23 protein-coding genes are annotated in these 22,775 nt (G+C 61.3%); 14 read left to right on the top strand and 9 right to left on the bottom strand.

Annotation, left to right across the window (positions count from 1 at the left end; genetic code table 11):
- The first annotated feature begins 9 nt into the window (after window positions 1-9).
- The 3 genes from HX823_RS26320 (at window position 10) to HX823_RS26310 (ending at window position 2,817) form a co-directional block, all read left to right on the top strand.
- Window positions 10-591, top strand: coding sequence for a YigZ family protein (locus HX823_RS26320; RefSeq protein ID WP_038845832.1), 582 nt, complete (start codon window positions 10-12; stop codon window positions 589-591).
- A 35-nt stretch (window positions 592-626) separates the two neighbouring features.
- Window positions 627-1,313 (top strand): SDR family oxidoreductase, encoded by a 687-nt coding sequence (locus HX823_RS26315; RefSeq protein ID WP_177077439.1) that lies wholly within the window; start codon window positions 627-629, stop codon window positions 1,311-1,313.
- Window positions 1,314-1,458: 145 nt separating this feature from the next.
- Window positions 1,459-2,817, top strand: coding sequence for an 8-oxoguanine deaminase (locus tag HX823_RS26310; RefSeq protein WP_177077438.1), 1,359 nt, complete (start codon window positions 1,459-1,461; stop codon window positions 2,815-2,817).
- Window positions 2,818-2,878: 61 nt separating this feature from the next.
- Here HX823_RS26310 and HX823_RS26305 read toward each other — a convergent pair whose 3' ends face one another.
- Complete coding sequence (locus tag HX823_RS26305) at window positions 2,879-3,970, bottom strand: calcium:proton antiporter (protein WP_177077437.1); 1,092 nt, start codon at window positions 3,968-3,970, stop codon at window positions 2,879-2,881.
- 194 nt (window positions 3,971-4,164) lie between these two features.
- Here HX823_RS26305 and HX823_RS26300 point away from each other — a divergent pair, with 194 nt between their 5' ends.
- Window positions 4,165-5,118 carry an adenosine deaminase gene (locus HX823_RS26300; protein ID WP_012722045.1) on the top strand — a complete coding sequence of 318 codons (954 nt, stop codon included), beginning with the start codon at window positions 4,165-4,167 and terminating at the stop codon, window positions 5,116-5,118.
- Window positions 5,119-5,141: 23 nt separating this feature from the next.
- Here the strand turns inward: HX823_RS26300 and HX823_RS26295 are convergent, their stop codons facing one another.
- Window positions 5,142-5,831, bottom strand: a complete 690-nt coding sequence (locus HX823_RS26295) for a helix-turn-helix transcriptional regulator (RefSeq protein ID WP_177077436.1) — start codon at window positions 5,829-5,831, stop codon at window positions 5,142-5,144.
- A 137-nt stretch (window positions 5,832-5,968) separates the two neighbouring features.
- The gene (locus HX823_RS26290; RefSeq protein ID WP_016977042.1) at window positions 5,969-6,895 is read right to left on the bottom strand and encodes a LysR family transcriptional regulator; all 927 of its coding nucleotides are present in this window, start codon (window positions 6,893-6,895) and stop codon (window positions 5,969-5,971) included.
- Between the two features lie 118 nt (window positions 6,896-7,013).
- Between HX823_RS26290 and HX823_RS26285 the strand changes: the two genes are divergently transcribed.
- The 3 genes from HX823_RS26285 (at window position 7,014) to HX823_RS26275 (ending at window position 8,671) form a co-directional block, all read left to right on the top strand.
- Entirely contained in the window at window positions 7,014-7,307 is a 294-nt protein-coding gene (locus HX823_RS26285) for a putative quinol monooxygenase (RefSeq protein ID WP_016977041.1), read from the top strand.
- Window positions 7,308-7,329: 22 nt separating this feature from the next.
- Window positions 7,330-8,343 carry a zinc-binding alcohol dehydrogenase family protein gene (locus tag HX823_RS26280; RefSeq protein WP_177077434.1) on the top strand — a complete coding sequence of 338 codons (1,014 nt, stop codon included), beginning with the start codon at window positions 7,330-7,332 and terminating at the stop codon, window positions 8,341-8,343.
- A 145-nt stretch (window positions 8,344-8,488) separates the two neighbouring features.
- Window positions 8,489-8,671, top strand: coding sequence for a hypothetical protein (locus HX823_RS26275; RefSeq protein WP_038845820.1), 183 nt, complete (start codon window positions 8,489-8,491; stop codon window positions 8,669-8,671).
- Window positions 8,672-8,679: 8 nt separating this feature from the next.
- Here HX823_RS26275 and HX823_RS26270 read toward each other — a convergent pair whose 3' ends face one another.
- Entirely contained in the window at window positions 8,680-9,873 is a 1,194-nt protein-coding gene (locus HX823_RS26270) for a Bcr/CflA family multidrug efflux MFS transporter (protein ID WP_038845817.1), read from the bottom strand.
- A gap of 85 nt (window positions 9,874-9,958) precedes the next feature.
- Window positions 9,959-10,156 carry a heavy-metal-associated domain-containing protein gene (locus HX823_RS26265; protein ID WP_016977037.1) on the bottom strand — a complete coding sequence of 66 codons (198 nt, stop codon included), beginning with the start codon at window positions 10,154-10,156 and terminating at the stop codon, window positions 9,959-9,961.
- 147 nt (window positions 10,157-10,303) lie between these two features.
- Here HX823_RS26265 and HX823_RS26260 point away from each other — a divergent pair, with 147 nt between their 5' ends.
- The 3 genes from HX823_RS26260 (at window position 10,304) to cueR (ending at window position 13,350) form a co-directional block, all read left to right on the top strand.
- Window positions 10,304-10,684: a hypothetical protein gene (locus HX823_RS26260; RefSeq protein ID WP_038845813.1), complete on the top strand. Its 381-nt coding sequence runs from the start codon at window positions 10,304-10,306 to the stop codon at window positions 10,682-10,684.
- A gap of 66 nt (window positions 10,685-10,750) precedes the next feature.
- Window positions 10,751-12,952, top strand: coding sequence for a cation-translocating P-type ATPase (locus tag HX823_RS26255; RefSeq protein ID WP_177077432.1), 2,202 nt, complete (start codon window positions 10,751-10,753; stop codon window positions 12,950-12,952).
- Window positions 12,949-13,350 carry a Cu(I)-responsive transcriptional regulator gene (gene cueR, locus HX823_RS26250; protein ID WP_038845809.1) on the top strand — a complete coding sequence of 134 codons (402 nt, stop codon included), beginning with the start codon at window positions 12,949-12,951 and terminating at the stop codon, window positions 13,348-13,350. Before HX823_RS26255 ends, cueR begins: the two co-directional genes overlap by 4 nt.
- 146 nt (window positions 13,351-13,496) lie before the next feature.
- Here the strand turns inward: cueR and HX823_RS26245 are convergent, their stop codons facing one another.
- Both HX823_RS26245 and HX823_RS26240 read right to left on the bottom strand, forming a co-directional pair.
- Window positions 13,497-14,396: a PA4780 family RIO1-like protein kinase gene (locus HX823_RS26245; RefSeq protein WP_016977033.1), complete on the bottom strand. Its 900-nt coding sequence runs from the start codon at window positions 14,394-14,396 to the stop codon at window positions 13,497-13,499.
- A gap of 124 nt (window positions 14,397-14,520) precedes the next feature.
- Window positions 14,521-15,798 carry an acetyl-CoA C-acetyltransferase gene (locus tag HX823_RS26240; protein ID WP_177077430.1) on the bottom strand — a complete coding sequence of 426 codons (1,278 nt, stop codon included), beginning with the start codon at window positions 15,796-15,798 and terminating at the stop codon, window positions 14,521-14,523.
- A gap of 113 nt (window positions 15,799-15,911) precedes the next feature.
- On the opposite strand from HX823_RS26240, the gene HX823_RS26235 reads away from it, so the two are divergent.
- The 4 genes from HX823_RS26235 to HX823_RS26220 all read left to right on the top strand — a co-directional run bounded on the left by HX823_RS26235 (window position 15,912) and on the right by HX823_RS26220 (window position 21,812).
- Complete coding sequence (locus tag HX823_RS26235) at window positions 15,912-17,255, top strand: 3-oxoacyl-ACP reductase (RefSeq protein ID WP_177077428.1); 1,344 nt, start codon at window positions 15,912-15,914, stop codon at window positions 17,253-17,255.
- 2 nt (window positions 17,256-17,257) lie between these two features.
- Entirely contained in the window at window positions 17,258-18,106 is an 849-nt protein-coding gene (locus tag HX823_RS26230; RefSeq protein ID WP_177077426.1) for a MaoC family dehydratase, read from the top strand.
- Between the two features lie 301 nt (window positions 18,107-18,407).
- Window positions 18,408-19,943: a collagen-like triple helix repeat-containing protein gene (locus tag HX823_RS26225; RefSeq protein ID WP_177077424.1), complete on the top strand. Its 1,536-nt coding sequence runs from the start codon at window positions 18,408-18,410 to the stop codon at window positions 19,941-19,943.
- A 186-nt stretch (window positions 19,944-20,129) separates the two neighbouring features.
- Window positions 20,130-21,812 carry a ShlB/FhaC/HecB family hemolysin secretion/activation protein gene (locus tag HX823_RS26220; protein ID WP_177077422.1) on the top strand — a complete coding sequence of 561 codons (1,683 nt, stop codon included), beginning with the start codon at window positions 20,130-20,132 and terminating at the stop codon, window positions 21,810-21,812.
- A 42-nt stretch (window positions 21,813-21,854) separates the two neighbouring features.
- On the opposite strand, the gene HX823_RS26215 is transcribed toward HX823_RS26220, so the two are convergent.
- Together HX823_RS26215 and HX823_RS26210 are read right to left on the bottom strand one after the other, a co-directional pair.
- A complete protein-coding gene (locus tag HX823_RS26215; protein ID WP_038843744.1) occupies window positions 21,855-22,247 on the bottom strand; it encodes a response regulator in 393 nt (130 codons plus the stop codon).
- A gap of 47 nt (window positions 22,248-22,294) precedes the next feature.
- Window positions 22,295-22,492 (bottom strand): Flp family type IVb pilin, encoded by a 198-nt coding sequence (locus tag HX823_RS26210; protein ID WP_038843746.1) that lies wholly within the window; start codon window positions 22,490-22,492, stop codon window positions 22,295-22,297.
- Window positions 22,493-22,775: the final 283 nt, after the last annotated feature.

Here is a 22,775-nt window from a genome sequence, read left to right as displayed (position 1 = left end):
AAGCGACTTATGCCTTTCACGCTCACCGGCCTTTGCGAGTTTCGCGAAGAAATACGTAAAAGCCGCTTTATCACCCTCGCGGCGCCCATCACCAGCGCGCAAGACGCCCAGGCGTTTTTCGAGCAGCACAGCGACTTGAACGCCACGCACAACTGCTGGGCCTGGAAGCTCGCTGACCAGTACCGCAGCAATGACGACGGCGAACCCGGCGGCACTGCTGGTCGACCGATACTGGCCGCTATTGAAGCGCAGGGTTTTGATCAGGTCGCAGTGCTGGTGATCCGCTGGTACGGCGGCATTCAGTTGGGCACCGGCGGTCTGGCCCGCGCCTACGGCGGCGGTGCGAATAAATGCCTGCAAACGGCTGAACGCATTGAGTTGATCAGCCGCGTACCGTTGAACTGCGCCTGCGCTTTCGCCGAGCTGAATCTGGTTAAACTGCGCGTTGCAGAACTGGGCGGGCTGGTGGTCGAAGAAACCTTCACCGCCAACGGCGTCGAGTTGCAGCTTGCCTTGGGCGAAGCGCATATCGACACCCTGCAAATTCAACTCGCTGACCTCAGCCGTGGGCGTATCCTGCTCCAACGCTGAAATCCCTGAACCGCGACGCTTAAAGGAAGCTTTTCATGTCTACGCCAAAAACCGCATTGATCATCGGCGCCTCGCGTGGGCTGGGCCTTGGCCTGGTCAAGCAACTGTTGCAGGACGGTTGGGACGTGACCGCCACCGTGCGTGATCCGAGCAAGGCCGATGCCTTGAAAGCCGTGGGCCCGGTACAGATCGAGAAACTCGACATGGACGACCAGCAAGCCGTGATCGCCCTGAGCCAACGCCTGAAGGAACGCACCTTCGACCTGCTGTTCGTCAACGCCGGCGTCAAAGGCCCCGCCAATCAGGAGCCGGGGCACGCCACCTTGGCAGAAGTCGGCCAGTTGTTCTTCACCAACGCCGTTGCGCCGATCAACCTGGCCCAGCGTTTTGTCGCGCAGATCCGCAAAGACACTGGCGTGCTGGCCTTCATGAGTTCGGTACTGGGCAGCGTGACCATCCCGGACGGCTCCGACCTGGCGCTGTACAAAGCCAGCAAGGCGGCACTCAACTCCATGACCAACAGCTTTATCACCCAGTTGGGCGATCACAAGCCGACCGTGCTGTCGCTGCACCCAGGCTGGGTGAAGACCGACATGGGCGGCGAAAACGCGCACATTGACGTCGATACCAGCGTGCGCGGTCTGGTGGATCAGGTGAACGCCTACACCGGCAAAGGCGGCCATCACTTCATCGATTACAAAGGCGACACCATCGCCTGGTAAAACCCGGGGGATCGTTATCGACCGATTGCCGTCGGTAGCGATCCGCGCGTAGACTGCCCCCTCGCCTTCACCGGCGACCCTGGATCAGCAGACAGGGCAACACTGAGCTGGCAAACCTGAACCCATCATTCAGAGGAGCCGGCCAATGCCTGCGACCCGTATCTGGTTAAAAAACCCCCTCGCGATTTTCACCGCCAATGGCCTCGACGCCCGTGGCGGCCTGGTGCTGCAAGACGGTGTGATCACCGAAGTGCTGGCCCAAGGCCAAGAACCTGCGCAACCCTGCGCCCAAGTGTTCGATGCGCGTGAGCATGTGGTCCTGCCGGGGCTGATCAATACCCACCATCATTTCTATCAAACCTTGACTCGCGCCTGGGCGCCGGTGGTCAATCAGCCGTTGTTTCCCTGGTTGAAAACCTTGTATCCGGTGTGGGCGCGGCTCACCCCGGAAAAACTCGCCCTCGCCAGCAAAGTCGCATTGGCCGAATTGCTGCTATCGGGCTGCACCACGGCGGCCGACCACCACTACCTGTTCCCCGACGGCCTGGAAAACGCCATCGACGTGCAGGTTGAAAGCGTGCGCGAACTGGGCATGCGCGCCATGCTCACCCGTGGCTCCATGAGTCTGGGCGAAGCCGACGGCGGCCTGCCACCGCAACAGACCGTGCAACAGGGCCAAGTCATCCTTGAAGACAGCCAACGCCTGATCCACGAATACCATGAGCGTGGTGACGGCGCGCAAATCCAGATCGCCCTGGCGCCCTGCTCACCGTTTTCCGTGACCCCGGAAATCATGGAAGCCAGCGCCGAGCTGGCCAACCGCCTGGATGTGCGCTTGCACACCCACCTGGCGGAAACCCTCGACGAAGAAGACTTCTGCCTGCAGCGCTTCGGCTTGCGCACCGTGGACTACCTGGACAGCGTCGGCTGGCTCGGCCCGCGCACCTGGCTGGCCCATGGTATTCACTTCAACCCGGATGAAATTGCACGCCTGGGCGCCGCCGGCACCGGTATCTGCCATTGTCCAAGCTCGAACATGCGCCTGGCGTCCGGTATCTGTCCGACCCTGGACCTGCTCGCCGCCGGCGCACCTATCGGCCTAGGTGTGGACGGTTCCGCTTCCAATGATGCGTCGAACGTGATCCTTGAAGCGCGCCAGGCTTTGTATATCCAGCGACTGCGTTACGGCGCGGAAAAGATCACCCCGCAAGGCGTGCTGGGCTGGGCGACCAAAGGCTCGGCGCAGTTGTTGGGCCGTACGGATATCGGTGAGTTGGCAGTAGGAAAACAGGCCGACCTGGCGCTGTTCAAGCTCGACGAGCTGCGCTTCTCCGGTAGCCATGATCCGATTTCGGCGCTGCTGCTGTGCGGCGCCGACCGTGCAGACCGGGTGATGATTGCAGGCAAATGGCGCGTGATCGATGGCCAGGTCGAAGGCCTGGACCTCAAGGGCCTGATCGCCGATCACAGCCAAGCCGCACGCCAACTGATCGCCGGTACCTAAGCCCTACACAAGTCAAAATGTGGGAGCGGGCAAGCCCGCTCCCACAGGGGATATACGGTGCTTACAGCCCCAACAGCGACAGCATGATAAAGGTCGCAAACAACACAAAATGGGTCATCCCTTCGATGGCGTTGGTTTCGCCATCGTTGAGGTTGATCGCGCTGACGATCAGCGTGATAAACACCATCACGGTCTGTACCGGGGTCATTGCCATCTGGAACGGCTGGCCGGTGTAGAGCGCCATCGCTTCCATCACCGGCACTGTCAGGATCACCGTCGACAGCGAAGCGCCCAACGCGATATTCACCACCGACTGCATGCGGTTGGCCAACGCGGCGCGCAATGCCGTCAAAATCTCCGGTGCAGCCGAAATCGCCGCGACCACAATCGCCGTGATCACCGGCGGCGCTCCCGTACCTTCCAGGCCAAGATCCAGGGTCTTGGACATCACCTCGGCCAGTGCGCCGATCACAATCACCCCAAACACCAGGGTGCCGATGGAAAATGCCAGGTTGACCGGCGGCGCCTCCTGTTCTTCCGGCAACTTCTTACGGCGTTTTTCCGGGTAGCTGTAGCTGAAAAAGTAACTGTGCGGCCCCACCTGCATACGCAGGAACAGGGTGTACAACACCACCATCGCGCCAATGGTAAAGGCCGAGTAGATTTTCCAGTCGGCTTCGGGGATGAATTCCGGCACCACCATCGACACGCCCATGGCGGTGAGGATCATCACGCTGTAGGTGCGGGCCGAATCATCGTTGTAGGACTGTTCACCATGTTTGATGCCGCCCATCAGCGCGGCCAGGCCGAGGATGCCGTTGATATCGAGCATGACCGCGGAATAAATGGTGTCCCGCACCAAGGTGGGCGACGGTTCGTTGCTCATCATGATCGCCAGGATCACCACCTCCACCAGCACAGCCGCCAGGGTGAGGATCATGGTGCCGTAGGGGTCGCCGACTTTTTCCGCGAGTTGCTCGGCATGGTGCGCCACGCGCATCGACGCCACCACGATAAAGCCGATCAGCACAACGCCGGCCAGCAACGCCGTGATCTGCCCGTTGTGCAGCATCCAGTGCTCCAACGGGTAGGCAGCGATGGCGGCAATCAGCGCCAGCAGCATGAATCTTTCTTGCTTGAGGGATGTGAGCATTCCGGGCCTTTTAGTGCGGCAAATCAGTCATTGATGGGGTACAGACTGCGTCACGCCGCTAACGTTTCGTTACACCTTAGTTCACGTGGCCCTTGCGCGAATGCAACGAAAACAATCCTGCTGGTCAGGTTTTGCCGATTATTTCGGCCATGGCCTGTAGAATGCCGCCATTGCACCTGATGAGAATTTAGAAAATGTACGATTGGCTCAACGCCCTGCCCAAGGCTGAACTGCACCTGCACCTGGAAGGCTCGCTGGAGCCTGAGCTGCTGTTCGCCCTGGCCGAGCGCAACAAGATTGCGCTGCCGTGGAACGACGTCGAAACCCTGCGCAAGGCTTATGCCTTCAACAACCTGCAAGAGTTTCTCGACCTGTATTACAAGGGCGCCGACGTGCTGCGCACTTCCCAGGATTTCTACGACCTGACCTGGGCCTACCTGCTGCGCTGCAAAGAGCAGAACGTGATCCACACCGAACCCTTCTTCGACCCGCAGACCCACACCGACCGTGGTATCCCGTTCGAAGTGGTGCTCAACGGCATCGCCGCCGCGCTGAAAGATGGCGAGCAGCAACTGGGTATCACCAGCGGCTTGATCCTCAGCTTCCTGCGCCACCTGAGCGAAGCCGAGGCCGAGAAAACCCTGGACCAGGCCTTGCCGTTCCGTGACGCATTCGTGGCCGTGGGCCTGGACAGCTCGGAAATGGGGCACCCGCCAAGCAAGTTCCAGCGCGTGTTCGACCGTGCCCGCCACGAAGGCTTCCTTACCGTGGCCCACGCCGGCGAAGAAGGCCCGCCCGAGTACATCTGGGAAGCGATCGACCTGCTGAAAATCCAGCGTATCGACCACGGCGTGCGCGCCATCGAAGACGAGCGCCTGATGCAGCGCATCATCGACGAGCAGATCCCGCTGACCGTGTGCCCACTGTCCAACACCAAGCTGTGCGTGTTCGACGACATGGCCCAGCACAACATCCTCGACATGCTGGAGCGTGGCGTGAAGGTGACGGTGAACTCCGATGACCCGGCCTACTTCGGCGGTTATGTCACCGAGAACTTCCACGCGCTGTACACCTCGCTGGGCATGACCCAGGACCAGGCTAAACGCCTGGCACAGAACAGCCTGGATGCGCGCCTCGTAAAGCCATGACTGAGTAAAAGCGGTTGGCTATGTCACACAGACATGGCCAATCGGGTGATTTCCCTGTGCCCTACGGCGTTGACCCGTAATGCGTGGGACTCATTGATCACACTGATCCAGTTCGACTGCAGAAACAGCTGCAACAACCCCGCGCCCAGCGCACCGCCCAGATGGGGTTGGTGCTGGCTCCAGTCGAAACAATTGCACACCAGCGGCGACGCCAGGGCTTGGGTAAAAATCCCCAGGCCTGCCAGGCGCTGCGCGCCCTTGACCGTGATATCGGTGCGGTACTCATGACGTTCGATCCAATCCGCTTCCAGCAGGTGCTGATACAACTGCGCGCCCAATTCCCCGCCGAGGTGACCATGGCACAGGCGGGCATGGCGTAACAATGCGGGAGCCACCAGGGCCGGTGGCAGAGCATCCGGCGCGCGGCGTGCGGCGCAGGCCATGGTGGTCCTCGCCAAGGCATCGATGGCGGCGCTGACATCAGGTGCCGCGACACGGAACAAGCGCTTGCCACGCCGGGCTTCCACCCGCAATACACCACTGGCCGTCATTCGCGCCAGGTGCGCGTTGGCGGAGGTCGGTGACAACCCGGCAAGCATCGCCAACTCGGCTGGCGACTTGGCCGAGCCATCCATCAAGGCCCACAGCATGGCAGTACGTTTGGGCTCGGCGAGCAAGCTGGCGATCTGACTGATGCAAGGTGCAGCTTCCATCTTTTCACTCCCTGTCGATTTATTTTTCTGCTGAGGTTGGCACCAAAGTATAGGGGCGCAAACCGCCGGTTCCATGGCGTCTGACAGCGTAGATAGGGACAGGATATGAGTGAAATTTCCGGCTTTGATGGAGTCCTTTACGTGGTGCCGGATCGCTCTGGCAATTGGGCGGTCAATGTCGCACAACGGGACACGAGCATTTCCCGCAACAAGTTAATGGGTTTGCTCAGTTGCGCCCGATGGGCACACAACAGATTGAGCGGCGTACGCTCGCCCCGCAGCTCCGGCAGGATCAGGCGCAAACGTCCTGCCAGCACATCGGTACTCACATCCAGCCAGGACTTATAGGCAATGCCCACGCCCGCCACCGCCCAGCGCCGGACCACATCGGCATCGTCACTGAAGCGGTCACCGGTGACGGTCAGGCTGATTTCACGTTTACCGTCGTGAAAGCTCCAGTGGTCGTGGACCCGGCTGCCGAGCATGTACAACAGGCAATTGTGCTGGGCCAGTTGCTCCAGGTGCCGAGGCTCGCCATACCGTGCGAGATAGCTGGGAGACGCACACAGCACACGCACATTGTCCGGGGCGATGGGCAGCGCAATCAGGCTGGAGTCTTCAGGCTCACCGTAGCGCAGGGCGATATCCACCGGCTGACGGAAAAGATCGGCAATCCGATCGCCCAGCAACAGCCGCACGGTGAGTTGCGGGTAGTCACGCTGGAACTCATCCAACCACGGCAACAGCTGATTGCGCCCGAAATCCGACGGGGCCGACAACTGCAGCACACCACTGACATGGTCCTGGCCGCTGGCCAATAAGCGTCGCCCTTCATCCAGCGAGCTTAAGGCCGCCCGAGCATATTCCAGGAAGCCCTCGCCTTCGGCGGTCAGGCGCAGGCTGCGAGTGGAACGCGCCAGCAAGCGTGTGCCCAGTTGCTGTTCGATGCGCTTGAGCGCCGCACTCGCCACCGCAGGCGACAGGTCCATTACCCTGGCTGCTGCGGACAAGCTGCCCAGGTCTGCCGCACGCACAAACAACTGCAAATCATCAAAACGCAGCATGCTCTTCCGCTCATTATCAAAATTTTGTTGAAACAGACTGCAGTTTTAGCGGGTTTTATCTGCGCGGGAAATAGCCAATCATCTGTGCATCCCGTTCATCACGTGTCTGGAGTTGAATATGTCCACCGCCTTTAACGTCATTGCCACGCTGATCGCCAAACCCGGCCAACAAGCCACCCTGGAAACCCTGCTGCGCGGCCTGTTGGAGCCCACGCGCCTGGAAGCCGGTTGCGAGCAGTACGACCTGCACCAGGATCTGCAACACCCCGAAACCTTCTACATGCTCGAACGCTGGAGCGACGACGCGGCGCTGGCCGACCACGACCAGAGCGCGCATATCCAGAGCTTTCGCGCCAAAGCCGCCGATGTGCTCGAACACTTCGAACTCAAGCGCCTGAAGTTCCTCGCCTGATCCCCCCTTTTCTGGAGCCATCATGAAAGCCATTGCCTACTACGCCTCACTGCCGATCAACGATCCAAATGCCCTGCAAGACATCGAACTGCCCGCGCCTGTCGCCGGCCCGCGTGACTTGCTGGTGGAAGTCAAAGCCATCTCGGTCAACCCGGTAGACACCAAGGTGCGCCAGAACGTCGCCCCGGAAAATGGCGCCGCCAAGGTACTGGGCTGGGACGTGGCCGGTGTGGTCAAGGCCGTCGGCAGCGACGTGACGCTGTTCAAGGCCGGTGACAAGGTGTTCTACGCCGGCTCCCTGGTGCGTCCTGGCGGCAACAGCGAATTGCACACCGTGGACGAGCGCATCGTCGGGCATATGCCGAAAAGCCTGGGGTTTGCCGACGCCGCCGCGTTACCGCTGACCGCCATCACCGCCTGGGAATTGCTGTTCGAGCGCCTGCAAGTGCAGGAAGGTACGCAAGACGAAGGCCAGAGCCTGCTGATCGTCGGTGCCGCCGGTGGCGTGGGGTCGATCCTGACTCAACTGGCCAGCCAACTCACCGCCCTGAAAGTGATCGGCACCGCTTCACGTCCGCAAACCCAGGAGTGGGCCAAGGCCCTCGGCGCCGACCTGGTGATCGACCACAGCCAACCGCTGAGCGAAGCGCTGAAAGCCGCCGGCCACCCGCAAGTGACCCACGTCGCCAGCCTGACCCAGACCGATCATCACCTGGACCAGTTGGTCGAAGCCCTGCAACCCCAGGGCAAGCTGGCGCTGATCGACGACCCAAAGGCGCTGGACGTCAGCAAACTCAAGCGCAAGAGCCTGTCGCTGCATTGGGAGTTCATGTACACGCGCTCGATGTTCGAAACCCCGGACATGATCGAACAGCACAACCTGCTCAATCGCGTGGCCGAACTGATCGACGCCGGCACCCTGAAAACCACGGTGGGTGAGCACTTCGGTGTGATCAATGCGGCAAACCTGCGCCGTGCCCACGCGCTGCTGGAAAGTGGCAAGGCCAAGGGCAAGATCGTGCTGGAAGGCTTCTAAAAAATAGCTGTCAGGGCCGTCCATTATTCATGTGGGTAATGGACGACACCGCTAGTCAGAGAGTTGACCTTTGTCATCTTTGTGAGCGTATTCGGGTTTATATTGGCCGCCTTTGCCACGATTCTTTTACGTGAGGAAGTCAGCAATGAAAATCCTGATAAAAGCGTTAGCAAAATCCGCAGGCAATAAATGGCAGGTCCGTCTCGACCAGGACGCCTTCACCTTCCGCACCGAGGCCGAGGCCCGTGCCTTTGCCGACACCCTGCAAGCCCGTATCCAGGCCCCTCACCGTTTCCCCAACAGCCAGCAACGCTCCGTCGCTGGCTGATCCGCTGTTCAGACCTGCGCCTGCAAGGCCCGTTTGCGTTGCAGGCGCTGGGTCGACATCGCAATCGTCACCGCCAACACACCGCACAGGCTGATGACCATCGCCATCGGCATCGCCGTGCCGTCGTGCAAAACCCCGACCAACGACGCCGCCCCTGCCGCCACGCCAAACTGAATGCAACCGAGCAAAGCCGAAGCGCTACCGGCCCGTGCACCCTGCCCGCTCATGGCACAAGCCGAGGTATTCGGCAAAATACAGCCCAGGCTGGCAATGCAAATAAACAGCGGCACCAGCAATGGCCACAGCGCATCGGTGCGCAGCGCCGCGATACCCAGCAAGCTCAACGCGGCCAGCAGATAGACCCACACACTGCGCGACAACAGGAACGCCGGGCCACGCTTGGACAGCAACCGCGCGTTGACCTGCGCTACCAGGATAAAGCCCGCAGCGTTGGAGCCGAACAGCCAGCCGTAATGCTCGGCAGGCACGCCATAGAGCTGAATAAATACGAAAGGTGAACCGGCAATGTAGGCAAACATCCCGGCAATCGAGATACCACCGGTGAGGGCATAGCCGAGGTAAACCCGGTCCGACAGCAGCGCCGCATAACGACGCAGCGACCCGGACAACGGCTGGCGCGGCTGATGGGCCGGGAAGGTTTCCGGCAGCCCGACCGCGACGGCGATGGCCGCCATCACGCTGAAGATCGACAGGGCGAGGAAGATCGACTGCCAGCCCCATATGCCCACCATCAAACCACCGGCCAGCGGTGCGAGGATCGGCGCCAGGCCGGTGACCAGCATCAACTGGGAAAACACCTTGGCCGAGCCGACCGCGTCGCATTTGTCGCTGACCACTGCGCGGGAAATCACCATGCCGGCGCAGCCGCCGAGGGCTTGCACAAAACGCGCAGCGATCAGCCACTCCAGGGTCGGTGCAAAGGCGCAGGCGAACGATGCCAGGGTAAACAGCGTAACGCCACTGAGCAGCGGGCCGCGTCGACCAAAGCGGTCGGCCAGTGGGCCATAGATCAGTTGGCCGATGGCCAGGCCAGCGAAATACACCGCCAGGGTCAGCTGGATGTGTTTTTCATCCGTCGCGAAAGCCTTGGCCATGGCCGGGAAGCCGGGCAGGTAAAAGTCGATCGCCAACGGCGCGAAGGCGCTCAAGGCACCCAGAATCAGGATTATGCGAAGGTTCATCGGGCACCCAAGTGAGACGGCAGCCCGATAGTCTAGCCGCGCTTGGGTGCATTGAACACGATAGCTCGCTAACTATTTACCCGTATCAGGCAAGCTTGGCGCTGTAGCCCTCTTCGGTGATCGCCTCGATCACTTGCTCGGCAGACAAACGGCTTTCGACGCCCACTTCCTTGGCCGCCAGGTCGACCTTCACGCTGGCCGCCGGGTCCTGGCTCTGCACGGCCTGGGTCACCGCTCGAACGCAATGGCCGCAGGTCATTCCTTCAACGCTGAATACTTGCATGACATGACTCCTTTGATGAGGTTGGACCCAGTCTCGACCTTGCCACGATGGCAAGGTCAAGTTCTGAAAACTTCTGCCGGGCTGGTATTTGGCCGCTCCAAAGGCCAAGCTTCACCCATCTTTGATTCACACCACGGAGCATTCGCCATGCGCTGGTCGTTTTTTGCCCTTGCGGGCCTGATGAGCTTGTCGGCCGCCGTGCCTCAGGCCTTCGCCGCAGAAGACTATGCGGTGCTGATCATTTCCCGGGAACGCCTGGAAGTGCCGACCAACTGCGAGATCGGCCTGTACCTGAATGACCAACTCGCCGGCCGGCTGTTCCAGGAACAGGCTACGTCGTTCAACTTGCCGGCGGGTAATCTGTCGTTGCGCCTGAAATTGCTGCCGGGCCAATCCCCCGGCTGCCTGCCGGGCATGCTGGCGCCACCGGCGCAGAACATCACGCTCAAGGCCGGTGATGTGCGCAAATTGCGCATTGCCCAGGGACCGGATGGGATGTACCTCAAAGCCGCCAAATTGGAATATTAAAGGCGCTTGACCTTCCCCACAGGTCAAGGTTGATCCTAGGGGCAACTTCTCTTGGAGGACTGCCCCATGAATGGATCCACCACCTTTGACCTGCCCATCAGCGGCATGACCTGCGCCAGCTGTGCCGGCCGGGTCGAGCGTGCGCTGGGCAAGGTGCCGGGGGTGCAACGCGTCAGCGTCAACCTGGCCAATGAGCGCGCCCATATCGAAGTACTCGGCCAGATGGACCCCGGCGTGTTGATCGCCGCCGTCGACAAAGCCGGCTACACCGCCACCCTGCCCCAGAGCGAAACCGCCACCGACGCCAATCAAACCCAGCGCCTGCACCGCGAGCGTTGGTCGCTGCTGCTGGCGATCCTGCTGGCTTTGCCATTGGTGCTGCCGATGCTGGTGGAACCCTTCGGCCTGCACTGGATGCTGCCCGCCTGGGCGCAGTTCGCGCTGGCCACCCCGGTACAATTCATCTTTGGCGCGCGCTTTTACATCGCCGCCTGGAAAGCCGTGCGTGCCGGTGCCGGCAATATGGACCTGCTGGTGGCGATCGGCACCAGCGCCGGTTACGGCCTGAGTATTTATGAATGGCTCACCGCGCATCCTGGCATGGCGCCGCACCTGTACTTCGAAGCCTCTGCGGTGGTGATCGCCCTGGTACTGCTGGGCAAATACCTGGAGAGCCGCGCCAAGCGCCATACCGCCAGCGCTATCCGCGCCCTGGAAGCCTTGCGTCCGGAGCGGGCGATTCGGGTGATTGAAGGCCGTGAAGAAGATGTCGCCATCAATGCCCTGAAACTCAATGACTTGGTGCTGGTAAAACCCGGTGAACGCTTCCCGGTGGACGGTGAAGTCGTCGAGGGCCAAAGCCATGCCGACGAAGCCCTGATCAGTGGCGAGAGCCTGCCCGTACCGAAACAACCCGGCGATCAGGTTACCGGTGGCGCCATCAATGGCGAAGGTCGCCTGCTGGTGCGCACCCTGGCCCTCGGCGCCGAAAGCGTGCTGGCGCGGATCATCCGTCTGGTGGAAGACGCCCAGGCCGCCAAGGCACCGATCCAGAAACTGGTGGATAAAGTCAGCCAGGTATTCGTTCCGGCCGTGCTGGTGCTGGCGTTGATGACCTTGGTGGGCTGGTGGCTGTATGGCGCGCCCCTGGAGACCGCGATCATCAATGCCGTCGCCGTGTTGGTGATCGCCTGCCCTTGCGCCCTGGGCCTGGCGACGCCAACCGCCATCATGGCCGGTACAGGCGTTGCCGCTCGCCACGGCATTTTGATCAAGGACGCAGAAGCCCTGGAACGCGCCCATGAAGTGAGCGCGGTGGTTTTCGACAAGACCGGTACCCTCACCTCCGGCGCGCCAAAAATTGCGCACCTGGCGGCCGTGGATGGCAATGAGGCCTTGCTGCTGCAGCAAGCCGGCGCGTTGCAACGGGGCAGTGAACACCCGCTGGCCAAAGCCGTGCTGGATGCCTGTGATGAAAAAGGGCTGAAGGTGGCTGATGTAACGGCCAGCCAATCCCTGACCGGACGCGGCATCGCCGGCACGCTGGACGGCCGGCAACTGGCCCTGGGCAACCGTCGCCTGCTGGAAGAAAGCGGCTTGAACGCGGGCGGGTTGGCCGAATCAGCCAAGGCTTGGGAGGCAGAAGGCCGCACCTTGTCCTGGCTGATCGAGCAAGGCTCACAACCCCGTATGCTGGGACTGTTCGCCTTTGGCGACACGCTCAAAACCGGCGCGTTGGAAGCGGTGGAGCAACTCAGGGCCCAGCACATCAGCAGCCATTTGCTCACCGGTGACAATCGCGGCAGCGCCCGCGTGGTCGCCGAGGCGTTGGGTATCGACGACGTGCACGCCGAAGTATTGCCCGCCGACAAAGCCGCCACCGTCGCCGAGTTGAAAAAAACCGGCGTGGTGGCCATGGTCGGTGACGGCATCAACGACGCCCCGGCCCTGGCCGCCGCCGATATCGGCATCGCCATGGGCGGCGGCACCGACGTGGCCATGCACGCCGCCGGTATCACCCTGATGCGCGGCGATCCGCGCCTGGTGCCAGCCGCGCTGGAAATCAGCCGCAAGACCTACGCCAAGATCCGCCAGAACCTGTTCTGGGCCTTTGTGTATAACTTGATCGGCATTCCCCTGGCGGCATTCGGCCTGCTCAACCCGGTGTTGGCCGGTGCGGCGATGGCCTTGTCCAGCGTCAGCGTGGTGAGTAATGCGTTACTGTTGAAGACGTGGAAGCCCAAGAACCTGGAGGATCAGCGCCCATGAACATCGGCCAAGCCGCACGCCAGAGCGGGTTGAGTGCCAAGATGATTCGCTACTACGAATCCATCGGCCTGCTCAAAGCCGCGCATCGCACCGACAGTGGCTATCGCGTATACGGCCAGGATGACTTGCACACCCTGGCGTTTATCAAACGCTCGCGGGACTTGGGGTTTTCATTGGAAGAGGTCGGCAGGTTGCTGACCCTGTGGCAGGACCGGCAACGGGCCAGCGCCGACGTGAAAGCCTTGGCGCGCCAGCATATCGATGAACTGAACCAGAAGATTCTGGAACTGGGGCAACTGCGCGATACCTTGCAGGACTTGGTGGAACACTGCCAGGGCGATCATCGGCCGGATTGTCCGATTCTCAAGGAGTTGGCGTCCGGTAGCTGTTGCGCCTGAGGGAGTCTATCTGAATACATACAAACCAAATGTGGGAGCGGGCTTGCTCGCGAATGCGGGGTGAGAGTCGATACATTTGCTGACTGATCCACCGCATTCGCGAGCAAGCCCGCTCCCACATTTTTAGATCTCCATGTATCTGGAGATCATTGCATCCACGGCGGTGGCGGTGGCTCGTCCGGGACCTTGCTCGGTGGCGCATCATCCGCCGCCCGAATCGCCTGGCGACGCTCCTCGTCCAACCGCGCCGCTTCGATCTCGCGGATCACGCCGCCGACATCCGCCAGTTCTTCCGGCTCGTCAAACTCACCGGTCAAGACACTGGCCGGGTGCAGGGTGCCGGCTTCGTACAGCGCCCACATTTCCTTGGCGTACTTGGTCTTCTTCAGCTCCGGGGCAAAGCGCCCGAAGTAGGACGCCATGTTGCCCACATCGCGCTCCAGCATGCTGAAGGCGTGGTTGTTGCCCGCCGCATCCACCGCCTGGGGCAGGTCGATGATCACCGGGCCGGTCGGCGTGAGCAGCACGTTGAACTCGGACAGGTCACCGTGCACCAGGCCGGTACACAGCATCAACACGATCTGGGAAATCAGGAAGGCGTGGTATTCGCGCGCCTGGTCCGGCTCCAGCGTTACGTCGTTCAGACGCGGCGCCGCATCGCCGTACTCGTCGGCCACCAGTTCCATCAGCAGCACGCCTTCGAGGAAGTCGAACGGCTGGGGCACGCGAACGCCCGCACCGGCCAGGCGGAACAGCGCCGCCACTTCGGCGTTCTGCCAGGCATCTTCGGTTTCTTTCTTGCCGAACTTGGAGCCCTTGGCCATGGCCCGGGCCTGCCGGCTGTTACGGACCTTACGGCCTTCCTGGTATTCGGATGCCTGACGAAAACTTCGTTTGTTCGCCTCCTTGTAAACCTTGGCGCAACGCAATTCGTTGCCGCAGCGCACCACATAAACAGCTGCTTCTTTACCACTCATGAGTGGGCGCAGCACTTCGTCGACCAGACCGTCTTCGATCAGGGGTTCAATGCGTTTAGGAGTCTTCATCAGCTTTTATTGTGGGTCCTTTATTACCAAATACGCGTATGGCACTCGTTATACGGCAATCAGCGCGTCGGTGGGAGGGGCTACCGACCGTTGATCACTTAAGAATGCAACCCATAGGCCAGTTTCAGCGTTCTATGATCGCCGTAACGCCCTGCCCGCCTGCCGCACAGATGGATATCAGCCCGCGGCCCTTGCCCGCCGCATCCAGCAACTTGGCCAGATTGGCGACGATACGTCCACCCGTTGCGGCAAACGGGTGTCCGGCGGCCAGGGAGCTGCCCTTTACATTGAGCCGGCTGCGGTCGATGGTGCCCAGGGGGGCGTCAAGTCCCAGGCGCGTCTTGCAGTAGTCCGCGTCTTCCCAGGCCTTGAGCGTGCACAACACTTGGGCAGCGAAGGCTTCGTGGATCTCGTAGTAATCGAAGTCCTGCAGCGTCAGACCATTCCTCGCCAGCAAGCGCGGCACCGCATACACCGGCGCCATCAGCAGGCCTTCGGCACCGTTGACGAAATCCACGGCCGCCGCTTCGCCATCACGCAAGTACGCGAGGATCGGCAAACCGCGCTCTTTAGCCCAGGCTTCACTGCCCAAGAGCACCAGCGAGGCGCCATCGGTAAGCGGCGTGGAGTTGCCGGCGGTGAGCGTGCCTTTTTCGCTGCGTTCGAAGGCGGGCTTGAGAGTCGCGAGTTTTTCCAGGGTCAGGTCGGGGCGCAGGTTGTTGTCGCGGGTCAGGCCCAGAAACGGGGTGAGCAAATCGTTGTGCCAGCCTTCGGCGTAGGCGGCGGCCATTTTCTGGTGGCTTTCCAGGGCGAGTTGGTCCTGCTCGGCGCGGGGGATCTGCCAGGTCTGCGCCATCAATTCGCAGTGCTGGCCCATGGACAGACCGGTGCGGGGTTCGCCATTGCGTGGCAGTTCCGGCTTGAGGTGATGAGGACGAAGTTGTAACAGGACTTTTAATTTATCCGTCATGGATTTGCTGCGGTTGGCTTGTAGGAGGATCTTGCGCAGGCCCTCATTCACCCCGATGGGCGCATCGGACGTGGTGTCCACCCCGCCGGCAATCCCGCACTCAATCTGGCCCAGGGCGATCTTGTTGGCCACCAGCAACGCCGCTTCCAGACCGGTGCCGCAGGCCTGCTGAATATCATAGGCCGGGGTTTGCGGCGACAGGCGCGAGCCCAGCACGCATTCGCGGGTCAGGTTGAAGTCGCGCGAATGCTTGAGCACCGCGCCAGCGGCCACCTCGCCCATGCGCAGGCCGTGCAGGTTGTAGCGTTCGATCAAGCCTTCCAGGGCAGCGGTCAGCATCGCCTGGTTGCTCGCCGTGGCGTAAGGGCCATTGGAGCGGGCAAACGGAATGCGGTTACCGCCGATGATCGCCACACGGCGCAATTGAGTCATGGAAAGCTCCCTGATAGTTGTGGGTGTAATCATCAAGCCTAGCCTAGGCTGATCGAACGACTGCCACCCAGGGGTGGTCAACCCTTTGAACCCCAGCCTTCGGAGAGCGTTCCATGTCTGACCGTTATATCGACTTCGCCAACTCAGGCCTCGGCCATCGCCTGGTCGCCGCCCTTGGCCTGCCGTCACCGGTACGCCTGGAACGCTGGCAAGCCGGGCGCCTGCGTCCGGTGGAAGGTGCATTGCTGCTGGGCGGCGGCGCGCTAACGAGCAACGTACAGGCGTTTGCCCACAAACTTACCGACGCAATTTATACCTACGGCACCGAGACATCGACGTGGATCCCCGGCCACGGTCCCAAGCTCAAGGCCGTGATGTTCGACGCCAGCGAGTTACAACACACCGATCAACTCAAACAACTGCGCGAATTCTTCCAGCCGCTGCTGAAAAACCTGGATAACAGCGCGCACCTGGTGATCCTTGGCCGCGCGCCGGAAAGCCTCAGCGATCCCTTCGCCGCCAGTGCCCAGCGCGCCCTGGAAGGCTTCAGCCGTTCGCTGGCCAAGGAGCTGCGCAACGGCGGCGTCTTGCAATTGCTCTATGTGGGTGACGGTGCCGAGGACCAATTGGAAGGTGCGTTGCGCTTTTTCCTCTCGCCCAAAAGCGCGTATATCTCCGGCCAAGTCATTCGCCTGGAAGCGTGCGCCACCCCCGTCGAGGATTGGACACGGCCCCTGGCCGGGCGCAAGGCGCTGGTCACCGGTGCTGCCCGAGGCATCGGTGCCTCCATCGCCGAAACCCTGGCCCGCGACGGCGCCGAGGTGATTCTGCTCGACGTGCCCCAAGCCAAGGCCGACCTCGAAGCCCTGGCGGCGCGCCTGGGGGCACGCACGGTCGCGCTGGATATCTGCGCTGAAGACGCCGCCAGCCAATTGATCGAACACCTGCCCGATGGCCTCGACATTCTGGTGCACAACGCCGGCATCACCCGTGACAAGACCCTGGCCAACATGACCCCGGAATATTGGGATGCGGTGCTGGCGGTCAACCTCAATGCGCCACAGGTGCTGACCCAGGCATTGCTCGACAGCGGCACCCTGCGTGACAACGCCCGCGTGGTGTTGCTGGCCTCCATCAGCGGCATCGCTGGTAACCGTGGGCAGACCAACTATGCCGCGAGCAAGGCCGGGCTGATCGGCCTCGCACAAGCGTGGGCACCGCAGCTCAAGGAGCGCGGCATCAGTATCAACGCCGTAGCGCCCGGATTTATCGAAACCCAGATGACTGCGCATATTCCGTTTGCCTTGCGTGAGGCCGGGCGCCGCATGAGTTCGCTGGGCCAGGGCGGCCTGCCGCAGGATGTCGCCGAAGCAGTGGCGTGGTTGGGTCAACCGGGTTCCGGTGCGGTCAGCGGGCAAGCGCTGCGGGTGTGTGGGCAAAGCCTCTTGGGAGCATAAACATGCAATGGACGACGCTAGGCACTACGCCATTCCTGCCGCCGCTGTATTGGCGCGCGGCGCTCAAGCGCAAGATCACCGGCAACACGCTGCCCGAGTTGGGGTTGCGCTGCCGGGTGAGCGTCAATCCCACGCAAGTGGCTGCGTATCGCAAGGTCTGTGGTTTTGCGCAGAGCCCGATACTGCCAGCGACTTATCCCCATGTCCTGGCGTTCGGGTTGCAAATGCAGCTACTCACCGATAACCGTTTTCCCTTTCCCCTGCTGGGGTTGATTCACCTGAGTAACCGCATTCGCATTCATCGCCCGCTCGGGGGGGTGAGTGAGCTGTCCGTCGCTGTCCACACGCAGAACCTCAGGCCCCACCCCAAGGGCGCGACTTTTGATCTGATCACCACCGTCGAAGATTCACTCGGCCTGCTGTGGGAAGCCGAAAGCCGCATGCTGTGCCGGGGCGTAAAGCTGGAAGGCGAACCTGAGGATGACGCCCAACCCTCCCCCACCCAGGTCAGCGAACTGACCCGCTGGAAAGCCCCTGCCGATATCGGCCGCCGTTATGCGCGGGTCTCCGGCGACTACAACCCGATCCACCTCAGCGCCCTGACCGCCAAGCTGTTCGGTTTTCCCCAGGCCATCGCCCATGGGCTGTGGAACAAGGCACACACGCTCGCCGCCCTTGGCGAACACTTGCCCACCGCCAATATCGAGATCTGCGTCGAGTTCAAAAAACCCGTGCGCCTGCCCGGTGAAGTGACGTTATTGGCCAGCGCCGCTGGTTCCAGCGGTGAGTTGTGGTTGAAAGGAGCGGGCGATATTGAACACATGGTAGGCAAGTGGCAGCCGATCGCCTGAAATAAACTGATTAATTGTATATATACACCCTTAGTAATAGCGGACTTTTCAAGGTCCGCTTTTTTATTCAACGTTTTGATTTATATAATATTTACATCCAGATACATCTCGCCCTTACACCCTTGGTATTAGTTGCTAAGCGCAGATTAAACGCCAGTATATAAATCGTTAATACCAAGTTGAGCATTGAGAGATCGCACCGCCGGGGCTGTTATAGCCATACGGACAAACACATCGCTACCCCGAGAAGTAGTGAGTGTTTGAAGACAACCAAGGTTGTACAGGTGCAAGGAACTCAATCATGAAAACTCAAGTCGTGTTTTGGAAAGCAAGTACCGCGCTGGCCCTGGCAGTAGCACTGGCACTCGGCGGCTGCAGCAGCGGTGGTGGTGGACATCACAGTGGTGGTTCCTCCGATGCTGGCGCTGGCGCGGGTGGCGGTACAGGTGGCGGCGGTACCGGTGGGGGCACAGACCCTGGCACCGATCCAGGCACCAACCCCGGCGGCGGCACGACGCCATTAGTCACCGCGACTGTCGTCGACACCGTCGGTAATACCGTGACCGGCCTCGGCGGCACCGTCAGCAGCCTGGGCACCACCCTGGGCAGTTTGCCGATCGTGGGTGCGACCGCTGGCGGCCTGGTGACCGCTACCGGCACCGCCGTCGGCAGCATCGGCACCGGCCTTTCAGACGGCCTGGGTTCGCTGGGCACTGACAGCAACGCACTGGGCAAAACCGTTGCTGGCGTGGCCAACGGCGTTTCCGACCTGGGCGATGGCGTGACCGTCACCGGTACTAACGTGGCCACCCTGCTGGGCAACGTGCCTGTGGTCGGCGGCGCCGCACCGGCAGTCGGCAACGTGGTGGGCAAGGTCGGCAATGCCGTGACCATGCTCGGCGACACCCTCAGCACCGCCAGCACCACCGGCCCACTGGGTTCGGTGACCAACACCGTAGGCGCAAAAGTCTTGGTGCCGGTGGTTTCCCTGGTGGAAAACACCACCGGCAAAGTCGGCACCGCCACAGGCCTCGATGCGCCTGTGGGTGGTCTGCTACAGAAAGTCGGCGAGACCGTCGACGGCCTCGGCGATAAAGTCGCTGGCGCAGGCGGCACCGGCAACCCTGTGACCGGAGCCGTGGGCGACGTGCTCAATGGTGTCGGCACCGTGGTCGGCAAGGCCAGTGGTTATGTCGACCCGAATGCGAATAGCAATGGTGGCGGCAGCGGCGGTGGTACCGGCGGCGGCACCAACCCGCTGGGCCTGCCTGAACTCATCGGCGGCATCATCGCAGGCGCTGGCAGCGGCCTGGATGCGGGCAGCACCAATGGCGTGGTCAGCGCGACCGGCGTGACCGGCGTCAAAGCCGGCACCACCGTCGCCTCGCTGGGCACTCTCCTGGGCGGCAGCGGCACACCGAACACGGCGGCAGGCGCACCGGTAGCCGGGCTGACCGGCCCGATCGGCAACGCACTCAACCCCGTCACCAGTGGCGTGCAGAGCCTGACCCAAAACGTCGGCAATGCCACCGGCCTGGGTGGCCCGGTCAACGGCCTGGTCACGAATGTCGGCGGTGCCGTCAGCAACCTGGGCGGCACAATCAGCGGCACCAACGCCAACCCGGTCACCAATGCCCTGGGCGGCACCGTGACCGCAGTGGGTGGCACCGTGGCGTCCATTGGCGGCCTGGTCACCGGTGGCACCAATACCGGCGGCGGCTTGCTGGGTGGTGGCCTCAATGTGGGTGCCGGCGCCTCGGCGGGCGGCGGGGCAGGCGCCAGTGCAAATGGTGGTGTCCTGGGCGGGCTGTTGGGTGGCCTGACCGGCAAAAAATAGAATTGCACCTGGCCGATTAGACGGCCTCACCTACAGCGCCTACGCTTGGTTGAGACGAGAGACCCACTAAGTCTCTCGTCTTTTTTTATGGGTCAGTGATCGATCCCGGAAAGTCCCCGAACCGCGCCCCCAGAGCCCGGCGGGAATCTGCGAAACGCTGCAGCAATTTTGACCATGGAGTGTCCTATGCGCGCTTTGACGCCGTTGTTGTTGCTCACCCTCAGTGCTTACGTCCACGCCGACACCCTACCCAGCTTCCTCAACAGCAACGACACCATCCGCAACCTGCCCGTGCCCAACCTGCCTGCCGATGCCTACCGTCCGGCCGCCACGCCCACCCAGGTGCCAGTGCCCGCCGCGACCGCCGGGCAACCGCTGCTGATGGACACCAAAGTGACCATCCGCAAACTGCAGATTGACGGCGGCACGGTGTACCCGCTCAAGGAAGTCGCCCAGGTTTTCGAGCCGCTGATTGGCCATGAAACCAACCTGGCGCAACTGATCGAAGCCACCCGCGGCATTACCCGCCGCTACCAAGAGGACGGCTACCTGCTGTCCTATGCCTACCTGCCGGAGCAACGCTTCGAAGGCGGCTTGGTACAAGTGGTGTTGGTGGAGGGTTATATCCGCGATTACCAAGTGCAAGGCGACACCGGTTCGGTCTCGTCCTACATCGACAAGCTGGCGGAAAAACTCAAGGCTGAGCGCCCGCTCACACGCAAAACCTTCGAACGCTACACCACGTTGATGAGCGCCATCCCTGGCCTCACCGTGCAAGCCCTGGTGCCGCCACCCAACACCACCGATGGCGGCGCACATATGCAGGTCACTGCCAGCCGCAAACCCTTTACCACCAGCATGAGCCTCAATGAAGCCAACCGCGGCGGCACCCAAGCGCTGCTGACCGCCACCAGTAACTCGTGGACGTCCATGGGCGAACAACTGAGCGTCAGCGGCCTGTTCCCACCGGGCGAAGACAAAGAGCATTACTACCGCGCAAGCTACAGCCAATTCATCAACACCGAGGGCACCCAACTTGCGCTCTCGGGCGAACGCTACCGCGCCGACCCCAAGACCGGCGTGCAATTGGGTAACGGCCTCGAACTCAAGCCACATCAGGAAATCGACCGTTACTCCATTGGTCTGAGTCACCCCTTCATCGCTTCTCCTACTGAGTCGTTGAGCCTGGGCACGCGGCTCTACGCCGTCGACCAGACCAACCGCTACAAACTCGAAGGTTTCCCCCAGCGCTTTGAGCTGGAAACAGACCTGCGCGCCCTGGCATTCGAAGGTGACTGGCGCAAGGCCGACACCACGCAATTGCGCATCATCAGCGGTGGCATCTACCAAGGGATCAATGGCCTGGGCGCCAAGGCCCGCACGGATTTCGGCGGCCTCAAGCAGGACCTCGATTTCTTTCGCTTGCGCCTGTCCGGCGTGCAGAGCAACAAGCTGTTCGATAACTGGCAAGGCGTACTATCTGGCGCGCTCTACTGGAGCAACGATTTCTTGCCCGACAGCGAACGCGCCACCTTCGGCGGGCAAAGCTTCGGCCGCGGCTACCCGGATGACCAGGGCACCGGCGACAAGGGCTGGGGCCTGGCCTACGAGGTCAACTACAGCTACAACCGCGCCGGCGACTGGGTGAGGATCCTGCAACCCTATGTGGTGTTCGACCGTGCCAAGACCTGGTTCAACGACGTGCCGGTCAGAGGCAGCGACCTGTCATCGGCGGCGCTGGGGCTGCGTTTTGGGGACGCCAAGTACTACAACATCGCGTTGGAAGTCGCCAAGCCGATGTCGGACGTGGCATTGGATAGCTACGATCGGCGGCCACGGTATTCGTTGAGTTTCAGCTACCAGCTGTAACGGTGATGAGCGGGCGGTGCGACGATTCGACAAGCCCGCTCACTACACTTTGCGAAGGGGGAAGAGGTTGTTCAACGTATCGATCAACCGCACCAGGTAGATCGGCTTGCGGAACAGATCCAGCACCTGCAAACGCAACATATCGCTCACATCATCCATTTCGGCATGGCCGGACATCACAATCACCGGCAAGTGTGAGCGCGAGGTGTGCTCGCGCAGGCGCTTGATCAAGGAGATGCCGCTTTCCTCGGGCATGCGCAGATCGGTAATCACCAGCGCAATGTCCGGGTGAAGTGTCAATTCTTGCAAGGCGAAGGTGACGGAATTGGCGGTAAAGCAAACAAATCCCTCGTTTTCGAGGGATTCGGCGAGTTCGATAAGAGCGTCCTCTTCGTCGTCCACCAATAGAATTTGCTGGCGTGAAGACGCGCTCATGGCATTACCTTCAAGAGGGAATAATCATAACGGCTACCACAACTAACTCAGGTCCCGGTCGGCATGTTATTAGTCATGTTGGTGAAAATGGTTTTTATCTTGTCTCCAAGCCCCGTGCCTGCACCGACAATAACCAGCGCAACCAACGCTACAACAATCGCGTACTCGATACCTGAAGCACCCTCTTTGCGACCGAGAAATAGTTGGGTTTGGACATACATCTTCAGCATAAGGTCAAGGAACATAAATCTTCTCCCTAAAACGCCACAGGAAGCCGGAAGGCTCTAGTACAAGATGATCTCGGCGTGCCACTAGAGCATTGTCAACAAACCGCGGCCTCACAACTGTAATAACGGATTAATCACAAAGTATTAGTCGTAAAGTTGACGCCACAAACCCGCCATTTAAAAGGTCGCTTTTATAGTTCAGATAAATTTTTCCAGGGGTAATGGCATTTCGTCCTAGCTGAGCTACCTTCAAATAGCCAAATCGTTAGATGTTCATTACAGCCAGGTTGCGGATTAACCC

The organism is Pseudomonas sp. P7759, from assembly GCF_013386445.1.
GTDB classification, from domain to species: domain Bacteria; phylum Pseudomonadota; class Gammaproteobacteria; order Pseudomonadales; family Pseudomonadaceae; genus Aquipseudomonas; species Aquipseudomonas azotoformans_A.
This window is presented reverse-complemented; position numbering and strand designations above follow the sequence as displayed.

What these genes read in the sequence shown, in the direction of transcription:
- HX823_RS26215 (WP_038843744.1), bottom strand. Translation starts at nt 22,247, where the DNA reads ATGAGCGCGTCTTCACGCCAGCAAATTCTATTGGTGGACGACGAAGAG.
- HX823_RS26300 (WP_012722045.1), top strand. Translation starts at nt 4,165, where the DNA reads ATGTACGATTGGCTCAACGCCCTGCCCAAGGCTGAACTGCACCTGCAC.
- HX823_RS26245 (WP_016977033.1), bottom strand. Translation starts at nt 14,396, where the DNA reads ATGAAGACTCCTAAACGCATTGAACCCCTGATCGAAGACGGTCTGGTC.
- HX823_RS26235 (WP_177077428.1), top strand. Translation starts at nt 15,912, where the DNA reads ATGTCTGACCGTTATATCGACTTCGCCAACTCAGGCCTCGGCCATCGC.
- HX823_RS26290 (WP_016977042.1), bottom strand. Translation starts at nt 6,895, where the DNA reads ATGCTGCGTTTTGATGATTTGCAGTTGTTTGTGCGTGCGGCAGACCTG.
- HX823_RS26230 (WP_177077426.1), top strand. Translation starts at nt 17,258, where the DNA reads ATGCAATGGACGACGCTAGGCACTACGCCATTCCTGCCGCCGCTGTAT.
- HX823_RS26305 (WP_177077437.1), bottom strand. Translation starts at nt 3,970, where the DNA reads ATGCTCACATCCCTCAAGCAAGAAAGATTCATGCTGCTGGCGCTGATT.
- HX823_RS26285 (WP_016977041.1), top strand. Translation starts at nt 7,014, where the DNA reads ATGTCCACCGCCTTTAACGTCATTGCCACGCTGATCGCCAAACCCGGC.
- HX823_RS26225 (WP_177077424.1), top strand. Translation starts at nt 18,408, where the DNA reads ATGAAAACTCAAGTCGTGTTTTGGAAAGCAAGTACCGCGCTGGCCCTG.
- HX823_RS26220 (WP_177077422.1), top strand. Translation starts at nt 20,130, where the DNA reads ATGCGCGCTTTGACGCCGTTGTTGTTGCTCACCCTCAGTGCTTACGTC.
- HX823_RS26270 (WP_038845817.1), bottom strand. Translation starts at nt 9,873, where the DNA reads ATGAACCTTCGCATAATCCTGATTCTGGGTGCCTTGAGCGCCTTCGCG.
- cueR (WP_038845809.1), top strand. Translation starts at nt 12,949, where the DNA reads ATGAACATCGGCCAAGCCGCACGCCAGAGCGGGTTGAGTGCCAAGATG.
- HX823_RS26315 (WP_177077439.1), top strand. Translation starts at nt 627, where the DNA reads ATGTCTACGCCAAAAACCGCATTGATCATCGGCGCCTCGCGTGGGCTG.
- HX823_RS26265 (WP_016977037.1), bottom strand. Translation starts at nt 10,156, where the DNA reads ATGCAAGTATTCAGCGTTGAAGGAATGACCTGCGGCCATTGCGTTCGA.
- HX823_RS26320 (WP_038845832.1), top strand. Translation starts at nt 10, where the DNA reads ATGCCTTTCACGCTCACCGGCCTTTGCGAGTTTCGCGAAGAAATACGT.
- HX823_RS26280 (WP_177077434.1), top strand. Translation starts at nt 7,330, where the DNA reads ATGAAAGCCATTGCCTACTACGCCTCACTGCCGATCAACGATCCAAAT.
- HX823_RS26210 (WP_038843746.1), bottom strand. Translation starts at nt 22,492, where the DNA reads ATGTTCCTTGACCTTATGCTGAAGATGTATGTCCAAACCCAACTATTT.
- HX823_RS26295 (WP_177077436.1), bottom strand. Translation starts at nt 5,831, where the DNA reads ATGGAAGCTGCACCTTGCATCAGTCAGATCGCCAGCTTGCTCGCCGAG.
- HX823_RS26255 (WP_177077432.1), top strand. Translation starts at nt 10,751, where the DNA reads ATGAATGGATCCACCACCTTTGACCTGCCCATCAGCGGCATGACCTGC.
- HX823_RS26260 (WP_038845813.1), top strand. Translation starts at nt 10,304, where the DNA reads ATGCGCTGGTCGTTTTTTGCCCTTGCGGGCCTGATGAGCTTGTCGGCC.
- HX823_RS26310 (WP_177077438.1), top strand. Translation starts at nt 1,459, where the DNA reads ATGCCTGCGACCCGTATCTGGTTAAAAAACCCCCTCGCGATTTTCACC.
- HX823_RS26275 (WP_038845820.1), top strand. Translation starts at nt 8,489, where the DNA reads ATGAAAATCCTGATAAAAGCGTTAGCAAAATCCGCAGGCAATAAATGG.
- HX823_RS26240 (WP_177077430.1), bottom strand. Translation starts at nt 15,798, where the DNA reads ATGACTCAATTGCGCCGTGTGGCGATCATCGGCGGTAACCGCATTCCG.